Genomic DNA, 25,898 nt, shown 5'->3' on the forward strand with positions numbered 1-25,898 from the left:
CCCAACTGACTCCGAATAGATTTGAGCAAGCCCAATTTACGCCTACACCGCCTCGCTTGCAAAAATCGGGCTGACCATAGATTTTCTTTTGTCCGCGCGCCAGGGGATGGCCGTGTGCCGCAGATGTCGAATTCCATCGCCGCTCCCGGCGCCACGTCGGACGGACGCGGCGCGGCCGGGATATGGGATATCCCTAATCCCGGGAAAGTTTGCCAAATCTTGATAACCCGTTGAGTCTTTTGGTCATTAGCATCAAAAACGTACCTTTCCTGCTTGCGCGCGGCCACTCCGGCAAGTCGGGCCGAGCGCGGCGGAAGGGTACGCAATGCCAAGGCTGCGCATGCGGACGGTCTCGCCGGCGCAACCCAGAACATGGCAAGGGGCATGGTCCGTGTCCAGAGGCTCCGACAGCCCGTCCGCGGAAGGTCGTAGGCAAGAACGCGCTGACTTGTCCCGAAGGCAGGGGAAGTCATCCTCCGCGGCGCTAGGCACGGCAGCGTGGACCCTCTTCACCGGATGCCGTCCGAGCGTCGGGACGTCCTGTATCAGACACATCGGGAAACGAAAGCATGTCAAATGTGAATTCCCATCCCCATGGCGGATCGACCCAGGGCGGTCTGAAGAAGACGCTGGGCACCTGGCAGCTGTGGGGCATCGCCGTCGGGCTCGTGATCTCCGGCGAGTATTTCGGCTGGAGCTACGGCTGGGCGAAGGCCGGGACGCTGGGCTTTCTGGTCACGTCGGCCTTCGTCGCAGCGATGTACACGACGTTTATCTTCAGCTTCACCGAACTTACCACCTCGATTCCGCACGCGGGCGGGCCCTTCGCCTACGCCAAGCGGGCGTTCGGCCCGGTGGGCGGATACATCGCCGGCATGGCGACACTGGTCGAGTTCGTGTTCGCGCCACCCGCCATTTCGCTGGCCATCGGCGCGTATCTCCATATCCAGTTTCCCGGGCTTTCGCCCACCACCGCGGCGGTGGGCGCCTATCTCATCTTCATGTCGCTGAACATCGTTGGCGTGCAGATCGCCGCGGCGTTCGAGCTCACGATCACGCTGCTGGCCGTGTTCGAGCTGCTCGTATTCATGGGCGTCGTGGCCCCGGGATTTCACTGGTCGAACTTCACGCAGGGTGGCTGGGCCGGCGCCGACAGCTTTTCGATGGGCACGTTTGGCGGCATCCTTGGCGCGGTGCCGTTCGCCATCTGGTTCTTCCTCGCGATCGAGGGCGTCGCCATGGCGGCGGAGGAAGCCAAGAATCCCAGGCGTTCGATTCCGATCGCGTACATCACGGGCATCCTGACGCTGGTGGTGCTGGCGATGGGCGTGATGCTGTTCGCGGGCGGCGTGGGCGACTGGAAACTGCTGGCGGACATCAACGATCCGCTGCCGCAGGCGATGAAGCTCATTGTGGGGGAAAACAGCGGCTGGATGCACATGCTGATCTGGCTTGGGCTGTTCGGCCTGGTCGCCTCGTTCCACGGCATCATTCTCGGCTACTCGCGCCAGATCTACGCGTTGGGCCGCGAAGGCTATCTGCCGGCGTGGCTGGCGAAGCTGCACCCGCGCTTCAGGACGCCGCACCGGGCCATCCTGGCTGGCGGCGTGGTCGGCATCATCGCCATCTTCAGCGACCAGTACGTGCAGTTCGCCGGCCAGGCGCTCACCGCGAACATCGTGACGATGTCGGTGTTCGGCGCCATCGTGATGTACATCATCAGCATCCTCTCGCTGTTCAAGCTGAGGAAAACGGAGCCCGGGCTGGCCCGCCCGTTCCGCGCGCCGTTGTATCCCTTTTTCCCAGGGTTTTCCCTGGTGGCGGCCATCGTCTGTCTGGTGACGATGATCTACTATAACCGCGAGGTCGCGCTGCTGTTCGCGGCCTTCATGGCGCTGGGCTACGTCTACTTCCTGATGACCAGGGGAAGGCGCAAGGACGATGCGGCCGAGTTGCTCGAAGAGGCCGTGAGGCCGGAGTAGGGGAACATGATGCCAGGCGCCAACATATTCTTCGTGATGCCAAGCCGGCCGCGGCCTCGACATGGGGCGCTGCCGCAGCCGCCTGACGGCAATCGATGAGGTCGCCACGAGATGCTCGAAACCTCTACATCAGTCCGCGAGTTCAAGGCGCGCCAGATCGTGTCGCACGATGCCGACGAGCAGGCGGCGACCTTGTGCGGCTGGAAGCAGACCTACGACCAGCTGACTCCCGGACCGTTTGTCGGCAGTCTTACCGAGCTGAATTTCTCGGCCACGCATCTGTTTTGCGAAACGACCAGCCACAAGCTGCATCAGCTGTGCGAGATTCCGGATGGCGCATGGTGGTTCGGCATTCCGGTCGGACGCGATGCCGCCGGCAGCATCCATGCCACGCCCATCTCGACGGAGGTGCTGGCCTTTCGTCCGGGCGGCTGTGAATTCGAACTGCTGACGCCGCCCGACTATTCGATTCTCGGCGTGGTGGTGAACGCGGATGCGCTCATGCGCTACGCCGAGCAGTACTGCGAATCGACGTTGCGGCAGATCCACACCAGCAACGAGATCATCTGTATCGGCGCGCAGAGGCGGCATGCGCTGAGCGAGATGCTGCAGATGATCCTGCGGGAAGGGCGCAGCGCCGCCGATGCCTCCGGGGGCGCCGCGCAGCACAACGTGGAAACGACGATATTCGCCACGCTGGTCGAGTCCGGCGTGTTGCCGACGACGCGCCAGAAGGCCCGCCACATCTCGAGCGCGCGTCGGGTCCAGATCGCTTCCGATGCCCGCGATTTCGCGCTGGCCAACCGGGACAGGGCGGTCGGCATCCTGGAGCTTTGCGGCGTGCTGCACGTCAGCCGCAGAACGCTTCAATACTGTTTTGAATATGCCTACGACACGACGCCGCAGAACTACCTGCGCGCGTTGCGGCTCAATGGCGTGCGTCGAGAGCTGTCAGCGCGCGAGCGCGGTTCGACCACCATCCATCAGGTCGCCTCATCCTGGGGCTTCTGGCACATGAGCCAGTTTGCCCAGGACTATCGGACGCTGTTCGGCGTGCTGCCTTCCGACACCCTGCTCGCGGGCGGCGCCAGCGCGGGCTGAGCCGGCTCACGGCACATCGCATCGCTGGCATGGCCGCCGCGCGGGCGGCGCGGCCATGCGCGCGCCGTCGGCGATTGCAATCACGCTTGATTCACCTCGCTCATGGTTAACCAGTAGAGGGCGATTCTTTGCCAAAAGTCGATACGGGTTGCGCGATGCCCCTCATTACCATGGACGCATCGAAAGGACGGGATGCAATCAGGCCGTCGCGTTCGATGAGCTTGTATCGAAGACAGCAACAGTGGAGACGTCAATCGTGGACACGCAGGGTAAGTCGGGTATCGATATCAAGACGGTCGAGGACGCCATTCGATTGGTCGAGGCCAGCAAGCTGACTCACATCAAGGTGGGGCTGTCCGACGTCGACGGCATCCTGCGCGGCAAGTATCTGCGCAAGGACAAGTTCGTCTGCGCGTTGCGCTCGGGGTTCGCGTTCTGCAGCGTGGTGCTGGGGTGGGACGCCGACGATCAGATGTACGACAACGCGTCGTACACGGGTTGGCACACGGCCTACCCGGATGCGCAGGTCCGCATCATTCCGCAGAGCTGCCGCCGGCTGCCGCTGGAAATCATGAACGGCGAACCGATGCTGTTCTTCCTGGCGGAGTTCGCCGGCGATGCCGAGGACATCTGCCCGCGCGGCGTCCTGCGCCGGGTGATCAAGCGCGCCGGCGACCTGGGCTACGACGTGTATTCGGCGCTGGAATACGAGTTCTTCGTGTTCGAGGAAACGCCTCACAGCGTGCGCGAAAAGAACTACCAGAACCTCAAGAGCTGGACGCCCGGGAACTTCGGCTATTCGATCCTGCGCAGCACGGTGAACAGCGATTTCTATCGCGACCTCATCGACATGACCGAGACCATGGACATGCCGATCGAGGGACTGCACACCGAGACGGGGCCGGGCGTGCTGGAGGCCGCGCTGGCGGTCGACGAAGCCTTGGCGATGGCCGACAAGGCCATGCTGTTCAAGTGCTTCACCAAGGCCCTGGCCCAGCGCAACGGCCTGATGGCCACGTTCATGGCGAAGTGGTCGCACAACGAGCCCGGCCAGAGCGGCCACATCCACATGTCGCTGCGCGAGCGGGAATCAGGGAAGTCGGCGTTCCACGATGAATCGCGGCCGCACAACATGAGCGTGGTGCAGGAGCACTTCATCGCCGGCGTCCAGCAATTCCTGCCGGAATTCATGAGCATGTACGGGCAGACGGTCAACAGCTATTCGCGTCTGGTGCCGGGTTATTGGGCGCCGCTGGACGCCACCTGGGGCGTGGAAAACCGCACCACGGCCTTGCGCCTGATTCCGGGAACGGAAAAGTCGCAGCGCGTCGAGGTGCGCATCGGCTCCGCGGACGCGAATCCGTACATCGCCCTGGCCGCGGCCCTGGGCGCGGGTCTCCACGGCATCGAGCACAAGCTGAAACTCCAGCCCATCGTCACGGGCAATGCCTACACGCAGCAGTTTCCCGATCATCTGAAGCTGCCCAGCTCGCTATGGGACGCGGCGCAGCGCCTGCGCGCATCGGCAGTGGGGCGCGAGCTGTTCGGCGATGCGTTCGTCGAGCATTTCGTGGCCACGCGCGAGTGGGAGGAGCGCCAGTTCCGCCGTCATGTGACGGACTGGGAGCTCAAGCGCTATTTCGAAATCATCTAGGTTCCAGTCGTCGAGAGACCGTCATGAAAAAGCAACTGACCACCATCAGCCCCATCGATGGCAGCCTGTACGTTCAGCGCGATCTGGCGACGGACACGCAGATCGCGCAGGCGCTGACGCACGCGCACGCAGTCCAGAAGGACTGGGCCAGGCAGCCGATCGCGCATCGCATCAGGATCCTGAGCACCGCGATCGACCGCTTTGTCGCCAACAAGGAGCTCATCGCCGAAGGCATCACGCGCCAGATGGGGCGGCCGATCCGCTATGCCGGCGGCGAGGTGGACGGATTCGCCGCGCGCGCCCGCCACATGCTGTCGATCGCCGAAGCGTCGCTGCGGCCGATCCAGGCGCCGCCGCAGGAAGGCTACACCCGCTACATCACGCGCGAACCGGCAGGCGTGGTTTTCACGATCGCGCCGTGGAACTACCCGCTGCTGACGGCGGTGAACAGCATCGTGCCGGCGCTGGCGGCCGGCAACGCGGTCATCCTGAAGCACTCTGACCAGACGCCGCTTTGCGCCGAATGGATCCACCAGGCCTTCGTCGAGGCCGATCTGCCGCCGGGTCTGTTCCAGTACCTGCACGTCGACCATGATGCCGTTCGCCGCATCATCGAATCCAATCAGGTCAACGTCGTCTGCTTCACGGGATCGGTGGCCGGCGGGCGTGCCATCGAGCAGGCGGCCGCCGGCCGCTTCATCGGCGTCGGCCTGGAACTGGGCGGCAACGATCCGGCCTATGTGCGCGAAGACGCCAACCTCGGCCATGCCGTCGAGACGCTGGTGGACGGCGCGTTTTTCAATAGCGGGCAGTCCTGCTGCGGCATCCAGCGCATCTACGTCGCGCAGCGCCACTATGATGCGTTCGTTCAGCGCGCCGTGGCGCTGACGAACCAGTATGTGCTGGGAAATCCGCTGGACCCGGCGACGACGCTGGGCCCGGTCGTCCGCGCCTCGGCGGCTGATGGCGTGCGCGCCGTCATTGCCGACGCGCTGGCGAAGGGCGCGAAGAATCTCATTGATCCGCAGGTGTTCGGCAGGGCTGACGATGGCGGACCGTATCTGGCGCCGGGCCTGTTCGTCAACGTGGATCACACGATGACGCTGATGAACGATGAATGCTTCGGCCCGGTCGTCGGCATCATGCCGGTCCGGGACGACGAGCAGGCGATCGCGCTGATGAACTCCAGCCCTTACGGCCTGACCGCCAGTGTATTCACCACCGACGAGCAGGCGGCGATCGGCATCGGCCAGCGCCTGGAGACGGGCACGTTCTTCATGAATCGCTGCGACTACCTGGATCCGGCGCTGGCATGGACCGGCGTGAAGCACTCGGGGCGCGGGGCCACGCTCTCGCAGGTCGGCTATGAGCATCTGACCCGTCCGAAGTCCTTCCACCTGAAGCGGCATGTCCAACCCTAGTCCTTGAGAAAAACATGACTCTCCCGATTGCAAACTGGAATTATCCGACCTCGGTCAAGGTGGGCGCGGGACGCGCCAGCGAACTGCCGCAATGGTGTGCCAGCCTGGGCATGAAGCGGCCGCTGCTGGTGACGGACCCGGGGCTGGCGGCGTTGCCGATGACGGTGAAGCTGCTGGATTCATGCCGCTCGGCCGGCCTGGACGCGGGCCTGTTCCATGCCATCAAGGGCAATCCGACCGGCAAGAACGTCGATGACGGCGTGGCGGCGTTCAAGGCCGGCGGCCATGATGGCGTCATCGCATTCGGCGGCGGCTCGGCGCTCGATGCCGCCAAGGCGATCGCCTTGATGGCGGGCCAGGACCGGCCGCTCTGGGATTTCGAGGACGTCGGCGACAACCACCTGCGCGTGAACGTCGCGGGCGTGGCGCCCGTGGTCGCCATTCCGACGACGGCAGGCACCGGCTCGGAAGTCGGCCGCGCCTCGGTCATCACCGATGAGCGCGAGCACGTCAAGCGCATCATCTTCCATGCGAAGATGCTGCCGGCGGTGGTCATCCTGGACCCGGAACTGACGGTCGGCCTGCCGCCGAAGATCACGGCCGCCACCGGCATGGACGCCCTGTCGCACAGCCTGGAGGCGTACTGTTCGCCGTTCTACCATCCGATGGCCGTGGGTATCGCGGTGGAAGGCATCCGCCTGGTCAAGGACTATCTGCCGCGCGCCTGCGAAAACGGCGCGGATCTGGAGGCGCGCCTGCAAATGCTGGTGGCGTCGAGCATGGGCGCGACGGCTTTCCAGCGCGGCCTGGGCGCGATGCACGCCCTGGCGCACCCGTTGGGTGCGCTGTACGACGCGCATCACGGCCTGCTCAACGCGATCCTGATGCCATATGTGCTGCGCGCCAACCAGAGCGTCATCGCGTCGCGCATCGGTCTGCTGGCGCGCTATCTGGAACTGCCGGATCCGTCCTTCGACAGCTTTCTGGATTGGGTGCTGGAGATGCGCGCCGCCCTGGGCATCCCGCACACGCTTGCGCAGATCGGCATCGATGCGAAGGAGGCGGAACGCATCGGCAGGATGGCGCACGCCGATGGCTCGGCCGGCACCAATCCGATTCCGTTCACGCCGCAGGCGTATGCGGGCATCCTGGTGAACGCGGTCGAAGGCGTGCTGTAGCGACGCCGTCTTTGTCCGGATGGCCATCCGTGCAGGCGTGGGCGGGGCCATGGCAAAGAAAACGCCCCAGACAACCGCACGTTGCCTGGGGCGCAGTGCCACCGGTTACGGGCGGGGGATGCCAGGAACGGTGGCAGGAGAAGCTTAGCAAGCGCGGGAGCGCATGGTATGAAGTTGTGTGAAGGATTGTTGTGGTTGTGAATCTGCCGCCGAGCCTGGCGTTCAGCGGACGAACTTGACGTAGACGAGTTCCGGGTCGCCTTCGTCCAGGTTTTCGATCATGCCGCTGGGCACGAAACCGGCCTTGGCCATCAGGCGCCGGGCGGCGACATTTGACTGGTTGGTCGACGTGAAAAGCTTGGCTGTATCGCACGCGGTCACGGCCGCTTGCAGCAGGCGCAGCGCCACGCCCTGGCGCCGGCAAGCGGCGGCGACGACGATGAGCGATACGAAGCCGTGTCCGAAAAAGCCGTGGTCCTGCATCACATAGCCCACGATGCGGCCGGCGTCGACCGCGACCCGGCATTGTCCCTGTTCGATGGCCCGCGTGATCTGCCTGGCGCGCGCGGGATCCGCCAGGGCCAGGGCGTCGACCGCGAGGATGGCTGGCGTGTCCGCCGGCGTCGCCACGCGGACTTGCTGCGCATCCTGGGGCGGCGCGGTCTGGTCGGACGCGCGGGTCGGAGGCGCGCCGGGCAAGGACAGCATCCAGAATCCGTCTTCGCCATCTGCTTCGCGCGGCGGCTGCACGGCCGCCTGCGGCGCGACCGTGCGCCAGAAGCGCAGCGCGCCGGCGTTGTTTGCCATGATGCCGATGCGCCAGGCGCCCGGATGGGCGGCGAACAGCGCGCGCGCGGCCTGCGCGCCCAGGCCCCGCGCGCGGAAGTCGGGCAGCACGCAGAACTCGGCCATTTCGAAGGCGCCGCTGTCGGGCAGTTGCCGGACCAGGGCGAAGCCTGCGGTCCGGCCCTGCTCGCGGATCAGATAGGGAAAGCGGCCGGCTTCGGTCCAATACAGCGGCAGATACGGGTAGTGGGCGTCCACGCCCAGGCCGCGCAGGTAGCCGGGCAGCAGAGCGGTGAGTTCCTCCCGCGCCGGGCCGCTGGCGGGAACGCGTTCGAGCGTGATCGTCATGGCCGGATCCGTGCCGCCTCAGTCGCCCGCCAGTTCGCGCAGCTCCAGCGCGCGGGCGATGTTCAGCAGCATGGGGCAGTGCCCGTACATCGGCGAGCCCACATAGGACGTGGCGAGCGCGCAATGGCCGTTGCGGTATTGCAGCCAGGCCTTCTGCGTCTGTTCCAGCTTGTCGGCGTCCTCGGGCGCTTCCTGCGCGAGTTTGGCATGCAGCCGCGCATAGAGCGTGTTGATCTCGCGCTTGACCTGCGCCGAAACCGATTCCGAACAGCTCAGCACCGATGTGTTGTTGACCGCGCCGGCCTCGGTCAGGCAGCGGTCATACAGCGTGTTGTAGTCGACGGCCGGCGCGGCGCCGGCGGCCAGGGGCAGCAGCAGGGGCAGGGCGCAGAGCAGGCGGGAGATCGGGTTCGGCATGGCGTATTCGGATGGCTATGGTTGGGGATCGCAGGAACGGACGCCAGGTCCGGATCGTCGCGCGGCAAGTCGAAAGGCATGGATAATCGCAGAATGTCGTGCGCCGGATCGGCCGGCCGCCGCTGAACCATAACCGAATCAGGAAGAACCATGAAATTTGGCTACACCATTATCTACGTGCCGGATGTCCCGGCCTCGCTGCGGTTTTTCGAGGATGCCTTTGGCTTTGCGCGCCGTTTCCTGCATGAGTCGAATACCTACGGCGAACTGGAAACCGGCGAAACCACGCTGGCCTTCGCCGCGAGCGAACTGGCTGACCTGCATTTCGAAGGCGGCGTGATCCCGGCAGCCGCGTCGGCCAGGCCGCTGGGCGTGGAGATAGCCTTCGTGACGCAGGACGTGGCCGGCGCGCATGTCCGCGCGGTCAACGCGGGCGCGACCCAGCTCAGCGCGCCAGAGACCAAGCCTTGGGGCCAGGTCGTGTCCTATGTCCGATGCCCGGACGGTTCGCTGGTCGAACTGTGCAGCCCGATCCAGGCATGACCGGCCGGATCCGTGGGTCTCAGGCCCGCAGGTCCAGCAGATAGCCGGTGCTCTTGAGGAACTCGCCGGCCGCGATGCGGTATTCCCCCAGCCGCCATTCCGGATTCTGCGGAATGCTGCGTTCGAATGCATGCAGCAAGCCGCGCCAGTCGCCGTCGTTCAGCAGCGCCGCCTTGAACGCCTCGAACGCGCGCGGCTGCACCACGCCCATCAGGGCGGCCGTGGCGCGGTCCGCCGGGCGCATTTCCATCTGGCCGTTGCTATAGCGCACGCTGGGCAGGTCGACGATGGTGCCGGCCGGCAGGTCGCGGGCCGGGCTGCCGGCCAGGGACTGGCCGGACAGGGGGGCCAGCGGCCGCGTCGGGCCGTCGACGAATTGCGCGGGTTTCTGATACAGGTTTGGCGGCGCGGAGGCGGCATCCGTGATGGACATGAAATCGGTTCCGAATAGGCGATATCTGGAGCTTGCGTTGCCGGGTTGACGGCAATTCGAGCGGCGACTTAAGGCAGCATCCAGGCGCGTGGCGCCGGCGCCGACTTTGCAATGCTTTGAAGTCTGGGATGGCGCGGCGCGATATCTTTGGATTTTCAGTCCAAGGGACCACCATCATGCATGCTTTGTCGAAACGGTGCGGGGCCGAGTTTTTCGGGACTTTCTGGCTGGTGCTGGGCGGCTGCGGCGCGGCGGTGCTGGCCGCCGGCGTGCCCGATGTGGGCATCGGCTATGCCGGCGTCGCCCTGGCGTTCGGCCTGACGGTGCTGACCATGGCCTTCGCCGTGGGCCATATCTCAGGCGGGCATTTCAACCCTGCGGTGACCGTGGGGTTGCTGGCGGGCGGGCGTTTTCCCGCCAGGGACGTGCTGCCCTATGTCGTGGCCCAGGTGCTGGGCGCCGTCGCGGCGGCGGCGGTGCTGGCCTGCATCGCCACGGGCAAGACGGGGTTCGATCTGCAGGCCAGCGGCTTCGCCGCCAATGGCTATGGCGATCATTCTCCCGGCAAGTACTCGCTGGCGGCGGCTTTCACCGCCGAGCTGGTGCTGACCGCCGGCTTCATCTTCGTGATCCTGGGCGCCACCAGCAAGCGCGCGCCCGCCGGATTCGCGGGCATTCCCATCGGCCTGGCCCTGACGCTGATCCATCTGGTCAGCATCCCGGTGACCAACACCTCGGTGAATCCGGCGCGTTCGACCGGCCCGGCCCTGTTCGTCGGCGGTTGGGCGGTGGAGCAGCTGTGGCTGTTCTGGGTGGCGCCGATCGCCGGCGCCGTGGTGGGCGCGATCGCCTACCGCCTGGTCAGCCGGCCCGAGAACGAGTAAGCAGGCTCGCCGACGGCCCAGGTGCGGGGCCGGCTTGCGCCTTGTGGCGTTCTGGTGGGACTCAGGACGCCGTAAGTCGCCGCTCGATACGCTCATGGATTCCGCCACTTTCCGGGCCTGATCCGTGAATCCCCTTCCTTTGTCCGGCGACGCTGGCTCGCCGACGCGCTACGACACGCCCACCATCCTGCTGCATTGGCTGACGGCCCTGCTTGTGATCGGACTGTTCGCTCTGGCCGAAATATGGGACGCGCTGCCGCGCGGCACGCCCGCGCGCAAATTGCTGCAGTCGCTGCATGTGTCCTTCGGCCTGCTGTTTGCGGCCGTGCTGGTGGCGCGCATTGTCTGGCGCTTGACGGCGGGGCGGCGTCTGCCCCGGGCGTCCGGCGGCATCTGGGGACTGGCCGGCTCAAGCATGCATGTCCTGCTCTATGTGTTGATGGCGGCGCAGGTCGTGCTGGGTTTCCTGTTCCGCTGGGCGCAGGGTGAAGCGTTCACCTTTTTCGGCCTGTTCGACGTGCCCACGCTGATCTCCATCGACCGCGAGCAGCGCCGCGCCATCGGCGGCCTGCACGACACGGTGGCCTGGACCATCATCGTCCTGGCGGGTTGCCATGCGCTGGCGGGGTTGGCCCATCATTACTGGCTGAAGGACGGGATCTTGCGCCGGATGCTGCCGCGGCGTTGAGCGCCGCGTCGCGGGAGGATTCCGGGGCAGGGCGGTCGCAGGTTGTACATTACGCACTGTCGTCTGCTCCATTTTTTACAGGATTCCCCCATGAGCGCCCCTGAAGTCCTCATTTCTTCCTCGATTGCCTGCGCCAACGGCCGGCCCTTCGTGCTGTTCGGCGGCATCAATGTCCTGGAATCGAAGGACCTGGCGTTGCGCGCCTGCGAGGAATACCAACGTGTCACGTCCAAGCTTGGCATTCCCTATGTGTTCAAGGCCTCGTTCGACAAGGCCAACCGTTCCTCGATCCATTCGTATCGCGGACCGGGGCTGGAAGAAGGCCTGAAGATCTTCGAGGCCGTTAAGAACGCGTTCGGCGTGCCCGTCATCACCGACGTGCACGAACCCTGGCAGGCCGCGCCGGTGGCCGAGGTGGTCGACGTGCTGCAACTGCCGGCCTTCCTGGCGCGGCAGACCGACCTGGTGGTGGCGCTGGCCAAGACCCAGCGCATCGTCAACATCAAGAAGCCGCAATTCCTGAGCCCGGGCCAGGTGCTGAACATCGTCGAGAAATTCGTCGAGGCCGGCAACGATCAGTTGATTCTGTGCGATCGCGGCACGAACTTCGGCTACGACAATCTGGTCGTGGACATGCTGGGATTCGGCGTGATGAAAAAAGTCACCGGCAACCGTCCCGTGATCTTCGACGTGACGCATGCGCTGCAGCAGCGCTCGTCGCTGGACGCCGCCTCGGGCGGACGCCGCGAGCAGGTGGCCGACCTGGCGCGCGCCGGCATGGGCGTGGGACTGGCCGGTCTGTTCCTGGAGGCCCATCCGGATCCCAGGAACGCCAAATGCGATGGCCCCAGCGCCTTGCCGCTGGACAAGCTCGAGCCGTTCCTGACCCAGCTCAAGCAGTTGGACGACCTGGTGAAATCCTTTGCGCCCATCGACATCGAACCCTGAGCCGGCTGTCACGCTCGTACAGTCATGCTGTTATACGATCCTGGCCGGATGCTAAGGAGGCCAGGATGTCTTTGTACGTGATCGTCGCCGTCCGCAAGGAGCCGCTCAGCGGCCATGTGGCCTATGTGCGCTGGGGGCAGGCCGAGCGCGGCGTGCCGGGTTGGGTCAGCGAGCCGGTCACGGCGGCCGCGTCCGAAGTCATCGAGCTGATCCGGCAGGGGGCGGAAGTGGAGACGGCATTCAGCGTCGAGGGCACGTCGGTCGCGTCGCGACCGGTGCGCGTGCTGACCGACGACGAGGGGCGTGAGCGGCTGGCCTCGGCGCCGGCGCCCAGTTCGACGTTGCACACCCTGTTCGACTTGCCGGAGTTCTAGTCCGGCGGACGAGCCGCGCGCGGCGGCGGCCCGGGAGCATTCAGAACAGGCACTGCCGCAGGGCGAACCTGCGGCCAAATGCGTGTACCTGGTCGCCGTCGAACGAGGCACCCAGGTCCCAGCGCCCGCCGCGCGTCACCAGGATGGACTGGCCGGAGCAGGCATGCCGGAAGGCGAACAGCCAGAATGCGCATTCCGATCCGACAGGCTCCAGGTCGTGCGGGCCGATCATCAGCCGGTTCGGCCTCGGGGTCGCGCCCAGCGTCCAGCGCAATGCGATCGCTAGGAAGGCGAAGCGCGCCGAGAGGGAGGATGGCTGCACGCGCAGCATGCGGATCGTCTCTTTCATGGCCTATACCTGATCTTGCATCCAGGGTGGGGCCAGCGTATCAAAGATGGTCCGGGCCTTCCATACGGCGTTTGGGCGAGGCGCGCCCGCCGTCGGCTGCGCGCAACGGTTCGGGCCTGGCCCCGCGGCTGCGCATGAATGTCGTCATGCGCACGCATCCACGGGACCGCACACTAGCGTCGCAGGTGGCGGATCAGCAGGATCAGGGCCAGCGCGGGCGCGATGGAAAACGCGGCGAACAGCCACAAGGCGGCCTGCCGCGCGCCTTCGACGCCGCCCGGTTGGGCCAGTCCCGCGCTGTTGGTGATGACGCCGGCCAGCGCCGCCGTCAATGCCGTTGCGTAGAGCTGCACCGTGGTGACGGACGAGGCGGTCAGGGTTTCCTGGCCCGCCGGCGCGGCATTGAAGACGCGGGTCAGCAGATGAGGCCAGCCCAGGCCGATGCCGAAGCCCACCGCGGCCAGCGCCAGCGCGCCGACGGCCAGGCCGGCCGGCGATCCGAAGGCGCCAGGCAGCGGCATCAGGATCGCCAGCAAGACCAGCGCGGCCAGCACCACCGCCGGCCCCAGCCGCATCATGCCGTCGGCCGCCGCGCCGCTGCGCGTGGCGCTGGGCATGGCCGCCAGCGTCCAGCCCGCCGCCATCGCCGCCGTCATGTAGCCAGCGGCCAGCGGCGAGAAACCGTGGATGGTCTGCAGGAAGTAGGGCACGAAGATCTCGGTGGTGATGGCGGCCACTACCAGGCAGATGATGGCGTACAGCGAACCGAGCGGCGTGGCGAGCGTATAGGCGCCGCTGGGCAGCAGTTTCTTGCCGGCGCGGGTGTCGACCCGCGCGATCAGCAGCGCGATGGCCAGGCCGGCGACGATGCCGGCCAGGTTCCAGCGCAGGTCCTGAGACAGGCTGGCCAGCGTGATGGCCAGCACGCTGGCCACCAGCAGTCCGAGCGTGGCCAGCGGTACCGGGCTGGGCCGCGAGTCGCTCACCGTCGACTTGCCGCCCACCTTGGTCGCCACGATGAAGGCCAGCAGCGCGCCGGCGGGCAGCAGCGTCCAGAACGCCAGGCGCCAGTGCCCCGTCTGGGCGAAGATGCCGCCGATGGCCGGGCCGCACAGCGTCGCCACCCCCCACATGCCGGACACCAGCGCCATCGCGCGCGACCACAGCGCCGCGTCGAACACGATGCGGATCAGCGCATAGCTCAGCGCGAACAGCACGCCGCCGCCCAGTCCCTGGATGCTGCGGCCCGCCAGCATCCAGGGCATGGAGGGCGCGAGCGCACAGACGACCGAGCCGGCCGAGAAGACGGCCACGGCCAGCAGGTACGCCGCCTTGGGACCCCATGCCTGGATCAGCCGCGCCGACAGGGCCGAACCGACGATGGAGGTCACCACGAACAGCGTGGTGTTCCAGGCGTAGTACTCCAGGCCGCCGATGTCCTTGATGATGCTGGGCAGGATGGTGGTGACGATGTAGACGTTGATGGCGTGCAGGGCGACGCCGCCGGCCAGCGCGATGGAACGCAGCGCGTTGGCGCCATGCAGCAGGTCGGCCCAGCTGGCGCCTGACGCCTGCGCGGTGTCTGAATTCACGGTGTGCTCCTGCCGCTGCGGGCTTGGGGGTATTTAAACAAGAATTATCTTTGAATAATAAGGGGGAGCGGCCGGGCCGGCAAGGGCGGTGGCGGCGTGGGGTTTCTCGGGGCCGGGCATGCAAGGCGCCACGCCAGCCGCTCCATGCATCTTTGTGTCCGGCGCTTGCCGAAGAGGGCTTCAGCCTTGGCGCAGCCCATCCAGCAGCAGGTCCAGCGCGCGCAGCGCCTGTTCCAGCCGTTCGCCATCGTCGGGCGCCGCGGCGATCCAGAAGGCGCCGTCCATCAGCGCCCCGTTGATGAGCCGCGCCAGCGCCTGAGGTTCGGCGGCGCGGACCTGGCCTTCGTCTATCAGGCTTTGCAGCAGGGTGGCCAGCGACGTGATGCAGGGCTGCTGGGCCGGCTCCGAGGCCGGCCCCAGCACGGCGCGCGCGTCCTGTAGCGCGATGCGCTGGATTTCGGGTTCGGTCGCCATGCGCAGCCAGGCGCGGCAGCGTTCGCGCAGCGCCGTCCAGGCGTCGGGCGCCGCGTCCGAGATGCGCTGCAGCCTCTGGTCCATTTCCTGGTCGAGTTCGGCGGCCACCGCAGCCAGCAGTCCCTGCTTGTCGCCGAAGTGATGGTAGAGCGCGCCGCGGGTCAGGCCGGCCGCGGCGGTCAGCTCGTCCATGGACGCCGCGGCATAGCCCGAGTCGCGGAACGCCTTGCGGGCGGCGGCCAGCAGCTTCACACGGGTTTCCTCGATCATTTCGGCGCGGGTTCGGGACATGGCGGGTTTCCTGGTGGCATACGCTGCGTATGTTAATTGACATGCACCACGTATGTGAATACGATTTGGCATACGCTTCGTATGTAAATCTGGCGCGGCCTGGACGGCGGCGTCCTTTTTTTCACAGGTGCGCGGTTGCGAAATCCTTATCGAGAGTTGTTCAAGGCGCCCGGCGCCGCCGGCTTCGTGCTGGCCGGCCTGATGGCGCGGCTGGCGCTGCCCATGGCGGGCATCGGCATCATCACCATGCTGTCCCAGCTGCGTGGCGCCTACGCATTGGCGGGGGCGGTGGCGGCCACGTTCTCGCTGTCCACCGCCTTGCTGGCGCCGTGGATATCGCGCCGGGTGGACCGGCACGGGCAGACCCGGGTGCTGCCGCTGGCGGCGGCCCTGAGCATCCTGGCGCTGGCGGGGCTGGCGGCCGGCGCGCATGGCAACTGGCCGGATTGGACCCTGTTCGTCTGCGCGGCGGCGGCCGGCGTCATGCCCAGCATGCCGGCCATGGTCCGGGCGCGCTGGAGTGCGCTGTACCGCGACCAGCCGCTGTTGCGCACGGCCTTCGCGCTGGAATCGGTGCTGGACGAGGTCACGCTGATCGTCGGCCCGCCGCTGGCGGTGGGGCTGAGCGTGGCCTGGTTTCCCCAGGCGGGGCCGCTGGCCGCAGCGGCGCTGCTGGCCGTCGGCATCACCGCGTTCAGCCTGCAGACCCGGACCGCGCCGCCGCTGAACCCGGCGCGCGCCGGCCGCGAGCCGACCGTGCTGCGCGTGGCAGCCTTGCGTAACCTAACGTTCATGCTGGCCGCGATGGGCGTGATCGTGGGCGTCATCGATGTGATGAGCGTGGCCGTCGCCACGCGTCAGGGCGTGCCGGCGGGCGCCAGCATCGTGCTGTCCGTGTATGCGCTGGGTTCCTGCCTGGCCGGACTGGCGTTCGGCGCGATGCGCCTGTCCATGCCCTTGCCGCGCATGCTGGCCATCGCCGGCGCGATGACGGCGGCCACCACGCTGCCGCTGCTGTGGGTCGACGACCTGCTGGGCCTGTCGCTGGCGGTATTGGCGGCGGGCGTGTCGTTCGCCCCGACCATGATCATCGCCATGGGCATGGCGGAGGCGGCCGCGCCCGCGCATCGCCTGACCGAAAGCCTGACCTGGCTGATCACCGGCCTGTTCGCCGGCGTGGCGGCGGGCGCCGCGCTGGCGGGCTGGCTGGTGGATATGCATGGCATCCGCGCGGGTTTCGGCGCCGCGGTCGGCGCGGGCGCGGCGGTGCTGGCCATCGTGCTGTCCGGCGCCTTGCGGGGGCGTGACGCTGGCGCGTCTTCGGCGGCCTGAGCGGCGCGCCGACGCAGATAGAATTCCTGGCATGCGTGCCGCGGGGGCGCGTGATCGTCAGGAGAACAATATGTCCAGAACCGTGATCAATCCCGACACCGTCTTCAACTCGGTGCAATACGGCTTCAGCCAGGCCGTGGTCGTTACCGGCAGCCGCCGCATGTTGCTGTCGGGGCAGGTCGGCATCGACGTCCACGAGCGCACCGTGGGACCGGGCCTGCAGGAACAGACCGAGGCCGCGCTGGACAACATCGAGCGCGTGCTCGCCGCCGCGGGCGGACGGATCGATCAGGTCATCATGCTGCGCATCTATATCTGCGAAACGGCGCGTGAAGACCAGGAGGTGATCGCGCAGGCGTTGCGGGAGCGCTTCAAGTCGGATCCGCCGCCGTCGTCGTGGATCGTCGTCAGCGGCCTGTCGTTGCCGGAATGGCTGATCGAGATCGAAGCCGAGGCCATGCTGGACTAGAGGGCGTGGGCGGCGGGTCCGCGATGCCGCTGGCGCTAGGCGGAGGCCGCGCCGCGCGCGGGCTTGTCGCGCCAGGGGGGCGCGGCGAAGGCCTCTTTCAGATACGCGAGAAATCCCGCCGTGCGAGCCGGCAGATCCTGGCGCGATTTCACCAGCGCCACCACATTGGCCGGCGGCAGCGCCCATCCGGCCAGCAGCGGCACCAGCCTGCGGGCGCGCACATGGTCCGCCACGTCCCATTCCGAGCGGGCCACTATGCCCTGGCCGTCCAGCGCCCATTGCAGCGCCGCCGCGCCCGTGTTGCTGGAAAGCACAGGCGCGATACGCACACCGACCGCCGGGCCGCCGCCTTTCTTGAAGCGCCACAGGGTCACGTCCTCGTCGTTCTCGCGCAGCGCGATGCAATCATGCTCGCGCAGGTCCTCCGGCTTGGCCGGCGCGCCGTGACGCGCCAGATAAGCGGGCGAGGCGCAGAGGATGCGGCGGTTCGGCGCCAGCGGATAGGCCACCAGCGTGGAGTCGCGCAACTCGCCGATGTGCACCATCACGTCCCAGTCGTCGCTGGACAGCCGAGGCGGACCGTCGGACAGCGTCAGGCTGGCCGTGATGCCCGCGCTGCGCTGGCGGAACTGCGCGACCAGGCCGGCGATGTGGCGTTGCCCGAAACCCAGCGGCGCCACCACGCGCAGATGGCCGGCCACCATGCCCCGGCGGCCCGCCAGCTCGTCGGCCAGGTCATTGATTTCATTGCTGATCTGGGTGGCGCGCTGCGCCAGCAGGCGACCTTCGTCGGTCAGGGCGGTGCCACGGCCGGAACGGTTCACCAGGCGCACGCCCAGCCGCTTTTCCAGCGCGTTGAGCCGCTGCGTCACGGCGGGCGGCGTCACATCCAGCGCGCGCGCCGCCTGCGCCAGCGAACGGGTCGACGCCAGGCTCAGGAAGAAACGAAGATCGTCGGTGGTGATCATGCGGGCGCCTGGGGGATTCAGAACGGAATTAACTGACAATTAAGGCGATATTAAACATGCGAACGCGCATGCGCGCCATACTGCGGACACGGCGGGACTGCGTCCGCCATTGCTTCCCGACCCTACCGGGCGACCGAACCACGACTACAGAATCCGCCATGAACGACACGCTCAGCGCCTCGCAGCGCCCGACCCTGGAATCCCTGGACACGCCTTGCCTGGTCCTGGACGAGACGCGGATGACGCGCAACATCGAGCGCCTGAACGGCCTGATGGCAGGGCATGGCGTGCGCCTGCGGCCACACCTGAAGACGCCGAAATCCATCGACGTGGCGCGCCGTGTAATGACGGGGCCCACCGGCCCTGCGGCGGTCTCCACCTTGCAGGAGGCCGAGCAGTTCGCCGCCGCCGGCATCACGGACCTGCTCTACGCCGTGGGCGTGTCGCCGGCCAAACTGGATCGCGTGCTAGCCCTGCGCCGCCAGGGGGCGGACCTGACCGTGGTGGTCGACAGCCTTCAGGCCGCGAGCGCCGTCGCCGGGCGCGCGCAGGCCCAGGGCGAGATCATTCCCGCGCTGATCGAGATCGATTGCGACGGCCACCGCGCGGGCGTCCAGCCGGGCAATACCGAACAACTGCTGGCGATCGCCCGCGAGCTGCACGGCGCGGGCTGCCTGCGCGGCGTCATGACGCACGCAGGTGAGTCCTATGGCTGCCGCAGCGTCGAGGCCATCGCCGACATGGCCGAGCAGGAGCGGCGGGCGGCGGTGAGCTGCGCCGACGCCATCCGCGCCGCCGGCCTGCCGTGTCCGGTCGTCAGCGTGGGGTCCACGCCCACCGCCCATTTCGCCCGCAGCCTGGAGGGCGTGACCGAGGTGCGCGCCGGCGTCTACGTGTTCTTCGACCTGGTGATGGCGGGGCTGGGCGTATGCCAGGCCGACGATATCGCGGCATCGGTGCTGACCACGGTGATCGGTCATCAGGCCGAAAAGGGCTGGATCCTGGTGGACGCGGGCTGGATGGCGATGTCGCGCGATCGCGGCACGGCGAAGCAGCCCGTGGACCAGCTGTACGGCCTGGTGTGCGATGCGCAGGGCCGGCCGTATCCCGACCTGCTGCTGGCCGAGACCAACCAGGAGCAGGGCATCATCAAGCTGCGCGCCGGCAGTGGCGCGACCTTGCCGGATCTGCCGTTGGGCACCAAACTGCGCATCCTGCCCAATCATGCCTGCGCCACCTGCGCGCAGCATGAGGCCTATGAAGTGGTGCGCGGAGCCTCGCCCGAGGTCGTCGCGCACTGGGAACGTTTCCGCGGCTGGTGAGCCGCGCCTGGACTGGAATCCGCATGGACCTGATTTACACCCCCGACGCCACGCCGCCCGCCGGCCATTATTCGCAGGCGGTGCGTGCCAACGGCTTTGTTTTTGTCTCGGGACAGCTCGGCTTCCTGGCACCGGCCGGGCCGGGCGCCCGGCCCGTGCTGGCGCAGGGCGCGGCGGCGCAGGCCGAAGCGGCGCTGCGCAGCATGGAAGCCATCCTGCTGGCGGCGGACTCGTCGCTGGCGGCCGTGGTCAATGTCACTGTCTACGTGCGCGACGTGGGCTTGTGGGACGAGGTCAACCGCGTTTACGAGCGCCGCTTTGGGGCGCACAAGCCGGCGCGCGCCATCGTGCCGACCGGCGAACTGCATTACGGCGCGCTGGTGGAAATCAGCGCCGTCGCGCTGGCGCAGGCATAGTCCCGCCTGGCCGGCTGCCTATAATGCGGGCGATTCCAGGCTACGGAGGATGTCCGCGGTGCAGTACGAATATCTGTTCTGGTCCATGGCCGCCGTCGTGGCGGCGGCGCTGGCTGGCGGCGCGCTGTGCGGCCGGCTGGGATCGGTCAAACGGACCTTGATCGGGGTGGCGGCGCTGGCGGTGGCGATTTTCGTCGCGGTGCTGGTGTTGTCGCGCCTGAATGGATTCGCGGATCTGGCGGCGATGCTGTCCATCGCCGCCTTCATGTTCGGACTGGTGATCGCCGCCGCGGCCTCGCTGCTCACGCGGCGCATCCTGCTGCGCCGCGCGGAACGCTGAGCGGGCGGGAAGGGGTCTTATTCCTCTTCTTCGTAGTCCTCTTCGCCGTCCTCGTCTTCGTCCTCTTCGTATTCCTCTTCGTCCTCGTCGTCCTGCTCGAGGGCGTCATAGCCCTTCCAGGTGATGCGCCAGCGGGTCGCGCCGGCATTGGCGGCGGTTTCGCTGATCTGCTTGACCAGCCCGGCGTCTGCCAGCAGGTCCATGTGATGCGCGATGAGCTGCAGGCCTTGCTCTTCGGGGTGCGGCGCCAGGGCGGCGTTCTTGATGTCCAGGGTGCTCAGGTTGGGGCCAGGCGCGTCGCGCAGGGCTCCCAGGATCGTGACGACCAGATCGAAATCGCGTTGCATGATGTCCACCATGTGGGGGTAGGGAAGAAACAGGCCGACAATAGCAGAGTTCCGCGGCAGCGATGCGACAGGGCCGGCGGCTGGGTTACAGTCCGGGATCGTTGGTTTACCGCATTGGCGCTACACGTATGAATGAAGCTATGCACGCCGCGCATGCCGCGCGCGTTTCCCGCCCCGGTCTCGAGGGCGCTTTTCCCTGGGGGGCCGGACGATGAAGAAGCCCGCCGAACGCGACTGCGTCGCCGTGGTGCCTGGTTACACCGGCCAGGTCGCGAAACTGTATCTGGGCCGCGACGAGGAAGGCCGTCTCGCTGGCGTCACCATTTTCGACCTGCTGGGACACGTCAAGCTGCAGGGCACGGCCGAGGAGGCCGCCGCCTGGGTGGGGGAGTGGTTGTCGCAGGAATCCGACAATCGCAAGGCCCGGCGCACCCAGCTGCTGGCGCAGTTGTTCCTGTGCAAACTGACGGGTGACGAGAAGGCCGCGTTCCTGGCCGCGCAGCAGGCGCTGGGGCGGACGCTGGCCGATGCCGGGGTGCGCAGCCGTAGCGTGGCCGCCACGTCGGGGGCGGCGCGCCCGTCGCTCGGGCCGAAAGTCAGGAATCGGTAGCACAAGGCTGTTATAGTCGCGCCTGGGCGTGATCATGCACCGTCATGAGGCATGCTCAAGCGGGCCTGGCCCGCGCATCAAGGAAGAAGGATCATGGAAATACAAAGTCGGCACCTTGCCGACGTGGCGGGCGGCGTCGAACTGCACACGACGCTGGACGGCGAGAGCATCAGCGTCTACGTCGTGACGGGCGTCACCGATCTCAACGCGATCGCAGAGATCGTCCCCCGCGAGAAAGTCGAGGCCGGAGCGGACATACACGCAGCCAATGTCGACAATATTGATAATGCGCAAGACCAGATCGACCAGGTCCTGGAAAATATGAACCCCGGCGACGTGGCGGTTTTCCTGTGCTCGGACACCGACGCTTTCGGCGCGGCGCTCGATCTGCTTGGTTTGCCCATCGACGAGTAAGCCTGGCGGCAAACCAGGGTGCCTGTGTAAACGACGTATATGAAGAGTTTGTTCGTATAAGGGTTTACACGGCATTTATATAAGCCTTGCTTGTTTTTTCATCATGCGTTGGTGTTTTGCACCAGTGCAGGGCTTTTTGTTTTCTATAAAAACGTGCGTGAATATTCGTCAGTTTCTCTTTGTTGCATTATTGGCACGCGTTTTTTAAGATTATATTGACTTGTGAGGGGAACCTAACGATAGTGTCGGCACACGATCACAAGCGTTGCGATTTTCGTTCAGTGCCGTGCCTTTTCCGGCTCAGTGTTATTGTTCTACTGTCCCCTCCTTGATTGATTCGTGACCTCCGGGCATTTGCCCATTATCTCTAGGAAATACAGTATGGAAACCGGCGTCGTTAAGTGGTTCAATTCGGAAAAAGGCTATGGCTTTATCACCCCGGAAGCGGGTGGTAAGGACCTGTTCGCCCACTTCTCCGAGATTCAGGGTTCGGGCTTCAAGTCTCTGGAAGAGAACCAGCGCGTCAGCTTCGTGACCGCCAACGGTCCGAAGGGTCCGCAAGCTACGAAGATTCAAGTCCTGTAAGGACCTGATTTTTCGGAAAAGCCCCCGTCAGGGGGGGGTTTTTTTGTTGCCGCGCCACGCCGAACGCCCGCAAGGAAGCCAGCATCGAGCGTCCGGCGATGATGTTGTCCTCGCATCCCGGGCAGGAACGGCCGGGCGGCGTTGTATGCTGCAAGTGCGCGCCCGCGCTGCCGCATTTCTTCTTTCCTGGATGTCCAGCATGTCCTCATCTTCCCTGCCCACGCCGCTTCCGCAGCCCGCCGAGGTCGTCGCTTTCTGGCGCGACGCGGGCCCTCAGCAATGGTTCAGCAAGAACGCGGCCTTCGACGCCGAATTCCGGCGGCGATTCGAGAGCGCCCACATCGCCGCCGCGACCCGCGAGCTGGACGACTGGCTGGGAGATTCCACCGGGGCGCTGGCGCTGATGGTCCTGCTGGACCAGTTCCCGCGCAACGCCTATCGTGGCACGGCGCACATGTTCGCCACTGATCCGTTGGCGCGCTATTGCGCCGAGTACGCGATCGGCGTTGGCCATGACCTGGCGGTCGATGCGCAACTGCGCCAGTTCTTCTATCTGCCTTTCGAGCACGCCGAGGACCTGGAGGCGCAGGAACGCGGCGTGGCGCTGATGGAGGCGCTGGGCGGCGACACGCTGCGCTGGGCGGTCCTGCATCGCGACATCATCAAGCGTTTCGGTCGTTTCCCCCACCGTAACGCGGCGCTGGGCCGCCTGACCACGCCTGCCGAGCAGGCGTTCCTGGATGGGGGCGGTTTTTCGGGCTGACGAATCGCGTGTCGTTTATTCTGGTTTCTTTATGTGTCAACGAACGCCAATTTGAAAATATCCATACATTTCAACAAAATGCATGGTGACGCGGCTCGTTGATGACCAGGCCCGTTCTTCCGGCTCCAGGAGCGCGGCGGGCAGGGTCGGGAATTGCACAATTGACGTTTTTCGAAATTCGCCAATACACTGGTTCCAGCGAGATTTTCAAGCGACGCGGTCTGCGTTTAACTTGTCGCCGTCATTGTTGTTGCGGTTGCTTCCTCTCCCATCCTTGACGATCTGGCGCCCCGCGAGCAATCGCTTCCCCTGGATTCAAGGACATCCGCATATGGCAACCGGCATCGTCAAGTGGTTCAACGCCGAAAAAGGGTATGGCTTCATCGTTCCCGACGACGGCAGCAAGGATCTTTTCGCTCACTACTCCGAAATCCGCAGCGAAGGCTACAAGACGCTGCAGGAGAACCAGCGCGTCAGCTTTGAGGTAGGCACCGGCCCCAAGGGTCCGAGCGCGAAGAACATCAAGGTTTCGGCCTGATCCGCCGCGCCTGGGGTTCGTGGGGCGGCATGCCTGCATGGCCCGGGCTTTCAAAGCCTTCCACATGAAAAATGCCAGTCAGTGATGCTGACTGGCATTTTTTTTGCCTGGGGTTCGCGGGCGCCGGCTTTCAGCCTTCGATCGGCCGGTTGGGGTACAGGTTCAACGACAGGACGGCATCGGAATAGGTGTCCAACAGCATGCCTGACAGATGGCCGTGCAAGGCGCCGAACAGCGGCCAGGTGAGCGTCTCGCTGCCAGGCAGCAGGTCCAGCAGCAGCAACTGGCCGGTTCGCACCGTGCCGACGAAATAGGCGCGCTCATCGTGCTCACCGGTCGGCATGGCCCGATAGATCTTGGTGGCGCGGCCGCTGTCGTCCTTGCGCCAGGTATTGCTGCTGGAGGTGCCCTTGGCGCCGATGGCCGGGATGTCTGCCTGAATCGTGTCCCAAAGGGCGCGGGCGTTGGCGGCATAAACGAGGATGGTCATGGTGGACGCGCTCCTGTCGGGAATGGGGGGGCGTGGCAAAAGTAGCAATATCGCCGCTTTCCGGCAAGCCCGGCCCGGCCGTGCTCCACGCCGCAATCATGCTTCGGCATGCGCGGCGTGTCGCCCGCCGTCGGCAATCCAGCACCCGCCGCATTTGCATGCAGCAGGCCGAGGCGTTGTTCAGTGGTGCTTCGCGTGGGGGGGCGACGACAGCCTGTCCACCAGGGCGATGCCCAGGGCCGAGGCGATGAAGAGTGCGTGAATGATGGTCTGCCACATCACGCCGGCCTCGGTGAAACGTGCATTGGGCGTGCCCAGCGTGCCGGCCTCGATGAAGGTGCGCAGCAGGTGGATCGAGGAAATGCCGATGATGGCCATGGCCAGCTTGACCTTCAGCACGCTGGCGTTCACGTGGCTGAGCCACTCCGGCTGGTCCGGGTGGTTTTGCAGGCGCAGGCGCGACACGAAGGTCTCGTAGCCGCCGACGATCACCATCACCAGCAGGTTGGAGATCATCACCACATCGATCAGGCCCAGCACCAGCAGCATGATCTCCATCTCGCCGAAGCTGGTGGCGTGCGTCAGCAGGTGCCAAAGTTCCTTCAGGAACAGCATGACATAGACGCCTTGCGCGACGATCAGCCCCAGATACAGCGGCAATTGCAGCCAGCGCGAGCTGAAGATCAGGCCGGGCAGCAGGCCGAGGCGGGGAGGGGTGTTGGTGGACATCATGGTTGGGTTGCGAGCCGTTTGTTGTTTGCGGGAAAAAGCGCGGCGGCAATTCTATCAATGCGAAGCAACAGCGGACACCTGTTTCCGTAACGATTTCCAAGCATCGCATTGCCGCGGATTCGGGGTGGCGTCATCCCGTGCCTAGCATGCCCTATGGGGGTTTGCATGGCTTTTATGTAAGGGAAATTCGCATTTGCGAAACTCTGTGGCGAAACGTCTGCGCTGGTTTTCCCATAGATAGAATTGCCGGCGAATTCGCATAGAGCTTGTCAAAAAGGAGTTTGTTCCCATGAAGATCCGGTACACCGCCGCAGCCCTGGCGCTCGCGCTCGCTCCGTACTCCGTTTCGCATGCCCTCGACATCGGCGGCCTGGTCGGCGCCGGCAGCAAGGTCGTGCAGGCCGCCACCCTGAGCGATGCGGACATCAAGACCCTGTCGGACAAGGCGTGCGCGCAAAGCGATTCGCAGGAAAAGATCGCCGCGCCCGGCAGCAAGTACGACGCCCGCCTGCAGAAGCTGGCCAAGTCGCTTGGCGCCAGCGTCAATGGCCAGCCCGCCAACTACAAGGTCTACATCACCAAGGACGTCAATGCCTGGGCCATGGCCAACGGCTGCATCCGCGTCTACAGCGGCCTGATGGACATGATGAATGACGACGAAGTGCTGGGCGTGGTGGGCCACGAAATCGGCCACGTCGCGCTGGGTCACAGCAAGAAGGCCATGCAGACCGCCTACACGGTCTCGGCCGCCCGCGATGCCGCCGACGCCGCCGGCGGCGCGACGGTCGCCGCGCTGAACAAGTCGCAGCTGGGCAACCTGACCGAGAAGTTCATCAACGCGCAGTTCTCGCAATCGCAGGAAAGCGCTGCCGACGACTACTCGTTCGACCTGATCCAGGCCAAGAAACTCAATGCCCGTGGCCTGGTCACGGCGTTCCAGAAGCTGGCCGAACTGGACGGCGGCAAGAGCGATATGATGAGTTCGCATCCGTCCTCGGCCAAGCGCGCGCAGCACATCGAAGAGCGCATCGCCAAGGCCAAGTAAGGCGTTCGATCCCGCTTCCACCGGGAGGAAAACGGGGCGCGGGCATCCGGATTTATCCGGGGCC

Annotated in this window: 31 protein-coding genes; 21 read left to right on the plus strand and 10 right to left on the minus strand. The window is 66.0% G+C overall.

Going from position 1 to position 25,898, the window contains the following annotated elements:
• Positions 1 to 569: 569 nt before the first annotated feature.
• From eat to AC6LJ5_RS21080, 5 genes are all read left to right on the plus strand, one after another.
• Positions 570 to 1,982, plus strand: a complete 1,413-nt coding sequence (gene eat, locus AC6LJ5_RS21060) for an ethanolamine permease (RefSeq protein WP_498141510.1) — start codon at positions 570 to 572, stop codon at positions 1,980 to 1,982.
• A gap of 111 nt (positions 1,983 to 2,093) precedes the next feature.
• Positions 2,094 to 3,083: a helix-turn-helix domain-containing protein gene (locus AC6LJ5_RS21065; RefSeq protein ID WP_392408877.1), complete on the plus strand. Its 990-nt coding sequence runs from the start codon at positions 2,094 to 2,096 to the stop codon at positions 3,081 to 3,083.
• Positions 3,084 to 3,339: 256 nt separating this feature from the next.
• Positions 3,340 to 4,737 carry a glutamine synthetase family protein gene (locus AC6LJ5_RS21070; RefSeq protein ID WP_233772480.1) on the plus strand — a complete coding sequence of 466 codons (1,398 nt, stop codon included), beginning with the start codon at positions 3,340 to 3,342 and terminating at the stop codon, positions 4,735 to 4,737.
• Between the two features lie 23 nt (positions 4,738 to 4,760).
• On the plus strand, positions 4,761 to 6,158 hold the full coding sequence (locus tag AC6LJ5_RS21075; RefSeq protein WP_498141511.1) for an aldehyde dehydrogenase family protein: 1,398 nt from the start codon (positions 4,761 to 4,763) through the stop codon (positions 6,156 to 6,158).
• Between the two features lie 14 nt (positions 6,159 to 6,172).
• Positions 6,173 to 7,336 (plus strand): iron-containing alcohol dehydrogenase, encoded by a 1,164-nt coding sequence (locus AC6LJ5_RS21080; RefSeq protein ID WP_498141512.1) that lies wholly within the window; start codon positions 6,173 to 6,175, stop codon positions 7,334 to 7,336.
• Between the two features lie 222 nt (positions 7,337 to 7,558).
• Here the strand turns inward: AC6LJ5_RS21080 and AC6LJ5_RS21085 are convergent, their stop codons facing one another.
• The gene (locus tag AC6LJ5_RS21085) at positions 7,559 to 8,470 is read right to left on the minus strand and encodes a GNAT family N-acetyltransferase (RefSeq protein WP_498141513.1); all 912 of its coding nucleotides are present in this window, start codon (positions 8,468 to 8,470) and stop codon (positions 7,559 to 7,561) included.
• Positions 8,471 to 8,488: 18 nt separating this feature from the next.
• Positions 8,489 to 8,887: a lysozyme inhibitor LprI family protein gene (locus AC6LJ5_RS21090; RefSeq protein WP_103275091.1), complete on the minus strand. Its 399-nt coding sequence runs from the start codon at positions 8,885 to 8,887 to the stop codon at positions 8,489 to 8,491.
• A 150-nt stretch (positions 8,888 to 9,037) separates the two neighbouring features.
• Here AC6LJ5_RS21090 and AC6LJ5_RS21095 point away from each other — a divergent pair, with 150 nt between their 5' ends.
• Positions 9,038 to 9,430, plus strand: coding sequence for a VOC family protein (locus tag AC6LJ5_RS21095; RefSeq protein WP_103275090.1), 393 nt, complete (start codon positions 9,038 to 9,040; stop codon positions 9,428 to 9,430).
• 19 nt (positions 9,431 to 9,449) lie between these two features.
• Here AC6LJ5_RS21095 and AC6LJ5_RS21100 read toward each other — a convergent pair whose 3' ends face one another.
• Entirely contained in the window at positions 9,450 to 9,863 is a 414-nt protein-coding gene (locus AC6LJ5_RS21100; RefSeq protein WP_103275089.1) for a hypothetical protein, read from the minus strand.
• A 176-nt stretch (positions 9,864 to 10,039) separates the two neighbouring features.
• Here AC6LJ5_RS21100 and aqpZ point away from each other — a divergent pair, with 176 nt between their 5' ends.
• From aqpZ to AC6LJ5_RS21120, 4 genes are all read left to right on the plus strand, one after another.
• The gene (gene aqpZ / locus AC6LJ5_RS21105; RefSeq protein WP_103276548.1) at positions 10,040 to 10,747 is read left to right on the plus strand and encodes an aquaporin Z; all 708 of its coding nucleotides are present in this window, start codon (positions 10,040 to 10,042) and stop codon (positions 10,745 to 10,747) included.
• A 124-nt stretch (positions 10,748 to 10,871) separates the two neighbouring features.
• Complete coding sequence (locus tag AC6LJ5_RS21110) at positions 10,872 to 11,435, plus strand: cytochrome b (protein WP_498141514.1); 564 nt, start codon at positions 10,872 to 10,874, stop codon at positions 11,433 to 11,435.
• Positions 11,436 to 11,525: 90 nt separating this feature from the next.
• Positions 11,526 to 12,383 carry a 3-deoxy-8-phosphooctulonate synthase gene (gene kdsA, locus AC6LJ5_RS21115; RefSeq protein ID WP_103275087.1) on the plus strand — a complete coding sequence of 286 codons (858 nt, stop codon included), beginning with the start codon at positions 11,526 to 11,528 and terminating at the stop codon, positions 12,381 to 12,383.
• 65 nt (positions 12,384 to 12,448) lie between these two features.
• Positions 12,449 to 12,757 (plus strand): carbohydrate isomerase, encoded by a 309-nt coding sequence (locus AC6LJ5_RS21120; RefSeq protein ID WP_103275086.1) that lies wholly within the window; start codon positions 12,449 to 12,451, stop codon positions 12,755 to 12,757.
• Positions 12,758 to 12,797: 40 nt separating this feature from the next.
• Here AC6LJ5_RS21120 and AC6LJ5_RS21125 read toward each other — a convergent pair whose 3' ends face one another.
• From AC6LJ5_RS21125 to AC6LJ5_RS21135, 3 genes are all read right to left on the minus strand, one after another.
• The gene (locus AC6LJ5_RS21125; RefSeq protein ID WP_103275085.1) at positions 12,798 to 13,106 is read right to left on the minus strand and encodes a hypothetical protein; all 309 of its coding nucleotides are present in this window, start codon (positions 13,104 to 13,106) and stop codon (positions 12,798 to 12,800) included.
• 173 nt (positions 13,107 to 13,279) lie between these two features.
• Positions 13,280 to 14,698: an MFS transporter gene (locus tag AC6LJ5_RS21130; RefSeq protein ID WP_498141515.1), complete on the minus strand. Its 1,419-nt coding sequence runs from the start codon at positions 14,696 to 14,698 to the stop codon at positions 13,280 to 13,282.
• Positions 14,699 to 14,878: 180 nt separating this feature from the next.
• Entirely contained in the window at positions 14,879 to 15,463 is a 585-nt protein-coding gene (locus AC6LJ5_RS21135; protein ID WP_498141516.1) for a TetR/AcrR family transcriptional regulator, read from the minus strand.
• A 135-nt stretch (positions 15,464 to 15,598) separates the two neighbouring features.
• Here AC6LJ5_RS21135 and AC6LJ5_RS21140 point away from each other — a divergent pair, with 135 nt between their 5' ends.
• Positions 15,599 to 16,795, plus strand: a complete 1,197-nt coding sequence (locus AC6LJ5_RS21140; protein WP_498141517.1) for an MFS transporter — start codon at positions 15,599 to 15,601, stop codon at positions 16,793 to 16,795.
• A gap of 70 nt (positions 16,796 to 16,865) precedes the next feature.
• Positions 16,866 to 17,264 (plus strand): RidA family protein, encoded by a 399-nt coding sequence (locus tag AC6LJ5_RS21145; protein ID WP_103275081.1) that lies wholly within the window; start codon positions 16,866 to 16,868, stop codon positions 17,262 to 17,264.
• Between the two features lie 35 nt (positions 17,265 to 17,299).
• Here AC6LJ5_RS21145 and AC6LJ5_RS21150 read toward each other — a convergent pair whose 3' ends face one another.
• Positions 17,300 to 18,232: a LysR family transcriptional regulator gene (locus AC6LJ5_RS21150; RefSeq protein WP_103275080.1), complete on the minus strand. Its 933-nt coding sequence runs from the start codon at positions 18,230 to 18,232 to the stop codon at positions 17,300 to 17,302.
• Positions 18,233 to 18,390: 158 nt separating this feature from the next.
• On the opposite strand from AC6LJ5_RS21150, the gene AC6LJ5_RS21155 reads away from it, so the two are divergent.
• The 3 genes from AC6LJ5_RS21155 to AC6LJ5_RS21165 are packed head-to-tail and all read left to right on the plus strand — an operon-like array spanning position 18,391 to position 20,310.
• A complete protein-coding gene (locus tag AC6LJ5_RS21155) occupies positions 18,391 to 19,554 on the plus strand; it encodes a DSD1 family PLP-dependent enzyme (RefSeq protein ID WP_103275079.1) in 1,164 nt (387 codons plus the stop codon).
• A gap of 23 nt (positions 19,555 to 19,577) precedes the next feature.
• Entirely contained in the window at positions 19,578 to 19,970 is a 393-nt protein-coding gene (locus AC6LJ5_RS21160) for a RidA family protein (protein WP_103275078.1), read from the plus strand.
• A 58-nt stretch (positions 19,971 to 20,028) separates the two neighbouring features.
• On the plus strand, positions 20,029 to 20,310 hold the full coding sequence (locus tag AC6LJ5_RS21165) for a hypothetical protein (protein ID WP_392408867.1): 282 nt from the start codon (positions 20,029 to 20,031) through the stop codon (positions 20,308 to 20,310).
• 17 nt (positions 20,311 to 20,327) lie between these two features.
• On the opposite strand, the gene AC6LJ5_RS21170 is transcribed toward AC6LJ5_RS21165, so the two are convergent.
• The gene (locus AC6LJ5_RS21170) at positions 20,328 to 20,657 is read right to left on the minus strand and encodes a DUF2513 domain-containing protein (protein WP_103276546.1); all 330 of its coding nucleotides are present in this window, start codon (positions 20,655 to 20,657) and stop codon (positions 20,328 to 20,330) included.
• A gap of 211 nt (positions 20,658 to 20,868) precedes the next feature.
• Between AC6LJ5_RS21170 and AC6LJ5_RS21175 the strand changes: the two genes are divergently transcribed.
• The 5 genes from AC6LJ5_RS21175 to AC6LJ5_RS21195 all read left to right on the plus strand — a co-directional run bounded on the left by AC6LJ5_RS21175 (position 20,869) and on the right by AC6LJ5_RS21195 (position 23,567).
• Positions 20,869 to 21,267 (plus strand): hypothetical protein, encoded by a 399-nt coding sequence (locus AC6LJ5_RS21175; protein WP_103275077.1) that lies wholly within the window; start codon positions 20,869 to 20,871, stop codon positions 21,265 to 21,267.
• Positions 21,268 to 21,360: 93 nt separating this feature from the next.
• Positions 21,361 to 21,681, plus strand: coding sequence for a hypothetical protein (locus AC6LJ5_RS21180; protein WP_103275076.1), 321 nt, complete (start codon positions 21,361 to 21,363; stop codon positions 21,679 to 21,681).
• A 381-nt stretch (positions 21,682 to 22,062) separates the two neighbouring features.
• Positions 22,063 to 22,266 carry a cold-shock protein gene (locus tag AC6LJ5_RS21185; protein ID WP_006220190.1) on the plus strand — a complete coding sequence of 68 codons (204 nt, stop codon included), beginning with the start codon at positions 22,063 to 22,065 and terminating at the stop codon, positions 22,264 to 22,266.
• Between the two features lie 199 nt (positions 22,267 to 22,465).
• A complete protein-coding gene (locus tag AC6LJ5_RS21190) occupies positions 22,466 to 23,029 on the plus strand; it encodes a DUF924 family protein (RefSeq protein ID WP_103276545.1) in 564 nt (187 codons plus the stop codon).
• Between the two features lie 331 nt (positions 23,030 to 23,360).
• Positions 23,361 to 23,567, plus strand: coding sequence for a cold-shock protein (locus AC6LJ5_RS21195; protein WP_103275074.1), 207 nt, complete (start codon positions 23,361 to 23,363; stop codon positions 23,565 to 23,567).
• A 130-nt stretch (positions 23,568 to 23,697) separates the two neighbouring features.
• Here AC6LJ5_RS21195 and AC6LJ5_RS21200 read toward each other — a convergent pair whose 3' ends face one another.
• Both AC6LJ5_RS21200 and AC6LJ5_RS21205 read right to left on the minus strand, forming a co-directional pair.
• Positions 23,698 to 24,057: a hypothetical protein gene (locus tag AC6LJ5_RS21200; RefSeq protein WP_103275073.1), complete on the minus strand. Its 360-nt coding sequence runs from the start codon at positions 24,055 to 24,057 to the stop codon at positions 23,698 to 23,700.
• A gap of 180 nt (positions 24,058 to 24,237) precedes the next feature.
• Positions 24,238 to 24,786: a TIGR00645 family protein gene (locus AC6LJ5_RS21205; RefSeq protein ID WP_212312654.1), complete on the minus strand. Its 549-nt coding sequence runs from the start codon at positions 24,784 to 24,786 to the stop codon at positions 24,238 to 24,240.
• A gap of 292 nt (positions 24,787 to 25,078) precedes the next feature.
• Between AC6LJ5_RS21205 and loiP the strand changes: the two genes are divergently transcribed.
• Positions 25,079 to 25,834, plus strand: coding sequence for a metalloprotease LoiP (gene loiP, locus AC6LJ5_RS21210; RefSeq protein ID WP_103275072.1), 756 nt, complete (start codon positions 25,079 to 25,081; stop codon positions 25,832 to 25,834).
• Positions 25,835 to 25,898 lie beyond the last annotated feature (64 nt).

This window comes from Achromobacter sp. 1011791174 (assembly GCF_059760925.1).

Bases quoted from the DNA above. Each gene is read 5' to 3' on its own strand.
- loiP (WP_103275072.1), top strand. From the start codon at position 25,079: ATGAAGATCCGGTACACCGCCGCAGCCCTGGCGCTCGCGCTCGCTCCG.
- AC6LJ5_RS21125 (WP_103275085.1), bottom strand. From the start codon at position 13,106: ATGAAAGAGACGATCCGCATGCTGCGCGTGCAGCCATCCTCCCTCTCG.
- AC6LJ5_RS21175 (WP_103275077.1), top strand. From the start codon at position 20,869: ATGAAGAAGCCCGCCGAACGCGACTGCGTCGCCGTGGTGCCTGGTTAC.
- AC6LJ5_RS21195 (WP_103275074.1), top strand. From the start codon at position 23,361: ATGGCAACCGGCATCGTCAAGTGGTTCAACGCCGAAAAAGGGTATGGC.
- AC6LJ5_RS21180 (WP_103275076.1), top strand. From the start codon at position 21,361: ATGGAAATACAAAGTCGGCACCTTGCCGACGTGGCGGGCGGCGTCGAA.
- AC6LJ5_RS21100 (WP_103275089.1), bottom strand. From the start codon at position 9,863: ATGTCCATCACGGATGCCGCCTCCGCGCCGCCAAACCTGTATCAGAAA.
- AC6LJ5_RS21185 (WP_006220190.1), top strand. From the start codon at position 22,063: ATGGAAACCGGCGTCGTTAAGTGGTTCAATTCGGAAAAAGGCTATGGC.
- aqpZ (WP_103276548.1), top strand. From the start codon at position 10,040: ATGCATGCTTTGTCGAAACGGTGCGGGGCCGAGTTTTTCGGGACTTTC.
- AC6LJ5_RS21090 (WP_103275091.1), bottom strand. From the start codon at position 8,887: ATGCCGAACCCGATCTCCCGCCTGCTCTGCGCCCTGCCCCTGCTGCTG.
- AC6LJ5_RS21190 (WP_103276545.1), top strand. From the start codon at position 22,466: ATGTCCTCATCTTCCCTGCCCACGCCGCTTCCGCAGCCCGCCGAGGTC.
- AC6LJ5_RS21160 (WP_103275078.1), top strand. From the start codon at position 19,578: ATGGACCTGATTTACACCCCCGACGCCACGCCGCCCGCCGGCCATTAT.
- eat (WP_498141510.1), top strand. From the start codon at position 570: ATGTCAAATGTGAATTCCCATCCCCATGGCGGATCGACCCAGGGCGGT.
- AC6LJ5_RS21095 (WP_103275090.1), top strand. From the start codon at position 9,038: ATGAAATTTGGCTACACCATTATCTACGTGCCGGATGTCCCGGCCTCG.
- AC6LJ5_RS21135 (WP_498141516.1), bottom strand. From the start codon at position 15,463: ATGTCCCGAACCCGCGCCGAAATGATCGAGGAAACCCGTGTGAAGCTG.
- AC6LJ5_RS21205 (WP_212312654.1), bottom strand. From the start codon at position 24,786: ATGTCCACCAACACCCCTCCCCGCCTCGGCCTGCTGCCCGGCCTGATC.
- AC6LJ5_RS21075 (WP_498141511.1), top strand. From the start codon at position 4,761: ATGAAAAAGCAACTGACCACCATCAGCCCCATCGATGGCAGCCTGTAC.
- AC6LJ5_RS21080 (WP_498141512.1), top strand. From the start codon at position 6,173: ATGACTCTCCCGATTGCAAACTGGAATTATCCGACCTCGGTCAAGGTG.
- AC6LJ5_RS21150 (WP_103275080.1), bottom strand. From the start codon at position 18,232: ATGATCACCACCGACGATCTTCGTTTCTTCCTGAGCCTGGCGTCGACC.
- AC6LJ5_RS21145 (WP_103275081.1), top strand. From the start codon at position 16,866: ATGTCCAGAACCGTGATCAATCCCGACACCGTCTTCAACTCGGTGCAA.
- AC6LJ5_RS21065 (WP_392408877.1), top strand. From the start codon at position 2,094: ATGCTCGAAACCTCTACATCAGTCCGCGAGTTCAAGGCGCGCCAGATC.
- AC6LJ5_RS21155 (WP_103275079.1), top strand. From the start codon at position 18,391: ATGAACGACACGCTCAGCGCCTCGCAGCGCCCGACCCTGGAATCCCTG.
- AC6LJ5_RS21085 (WP_498141513.1), bottom strand. From the start codon at position 8,470: ATGACGATCACGCTCGAACGCGTTCCCGCCAGCGGCCCGGCGCGGGAG.
- AC6LJ5_RS21170 (WP_103276546.1), bottom strand. From the start codon at position 20,657: ATGCAACGCGATTTCGATCTGGTCGTCACGATCCTGGGAGCCCTGCGC.
- AC6LJ5_RS21200 (WP_103275073.1), bottom strand. From the start codon at position 24,057: ATGACCATCCTCGTTTATGCCGCCAACGCCCGCGCCCTTTGGGACACG.
- kdsA (WP_103275087.1), top strand. From the start codon at position 11,526: ATGAGCGCCCCTGAAGTCCTCATTTCTTCCTCGATTGCCTGCGCCAAC.
- AC6LJ5_RS21120 (WP_103275086.1), top strand. From the start codon at position 12,449: ATGTCTTTGTACGTGATCGTCGCCGTCCGCAAGGAGCCGCTCAGCGGC.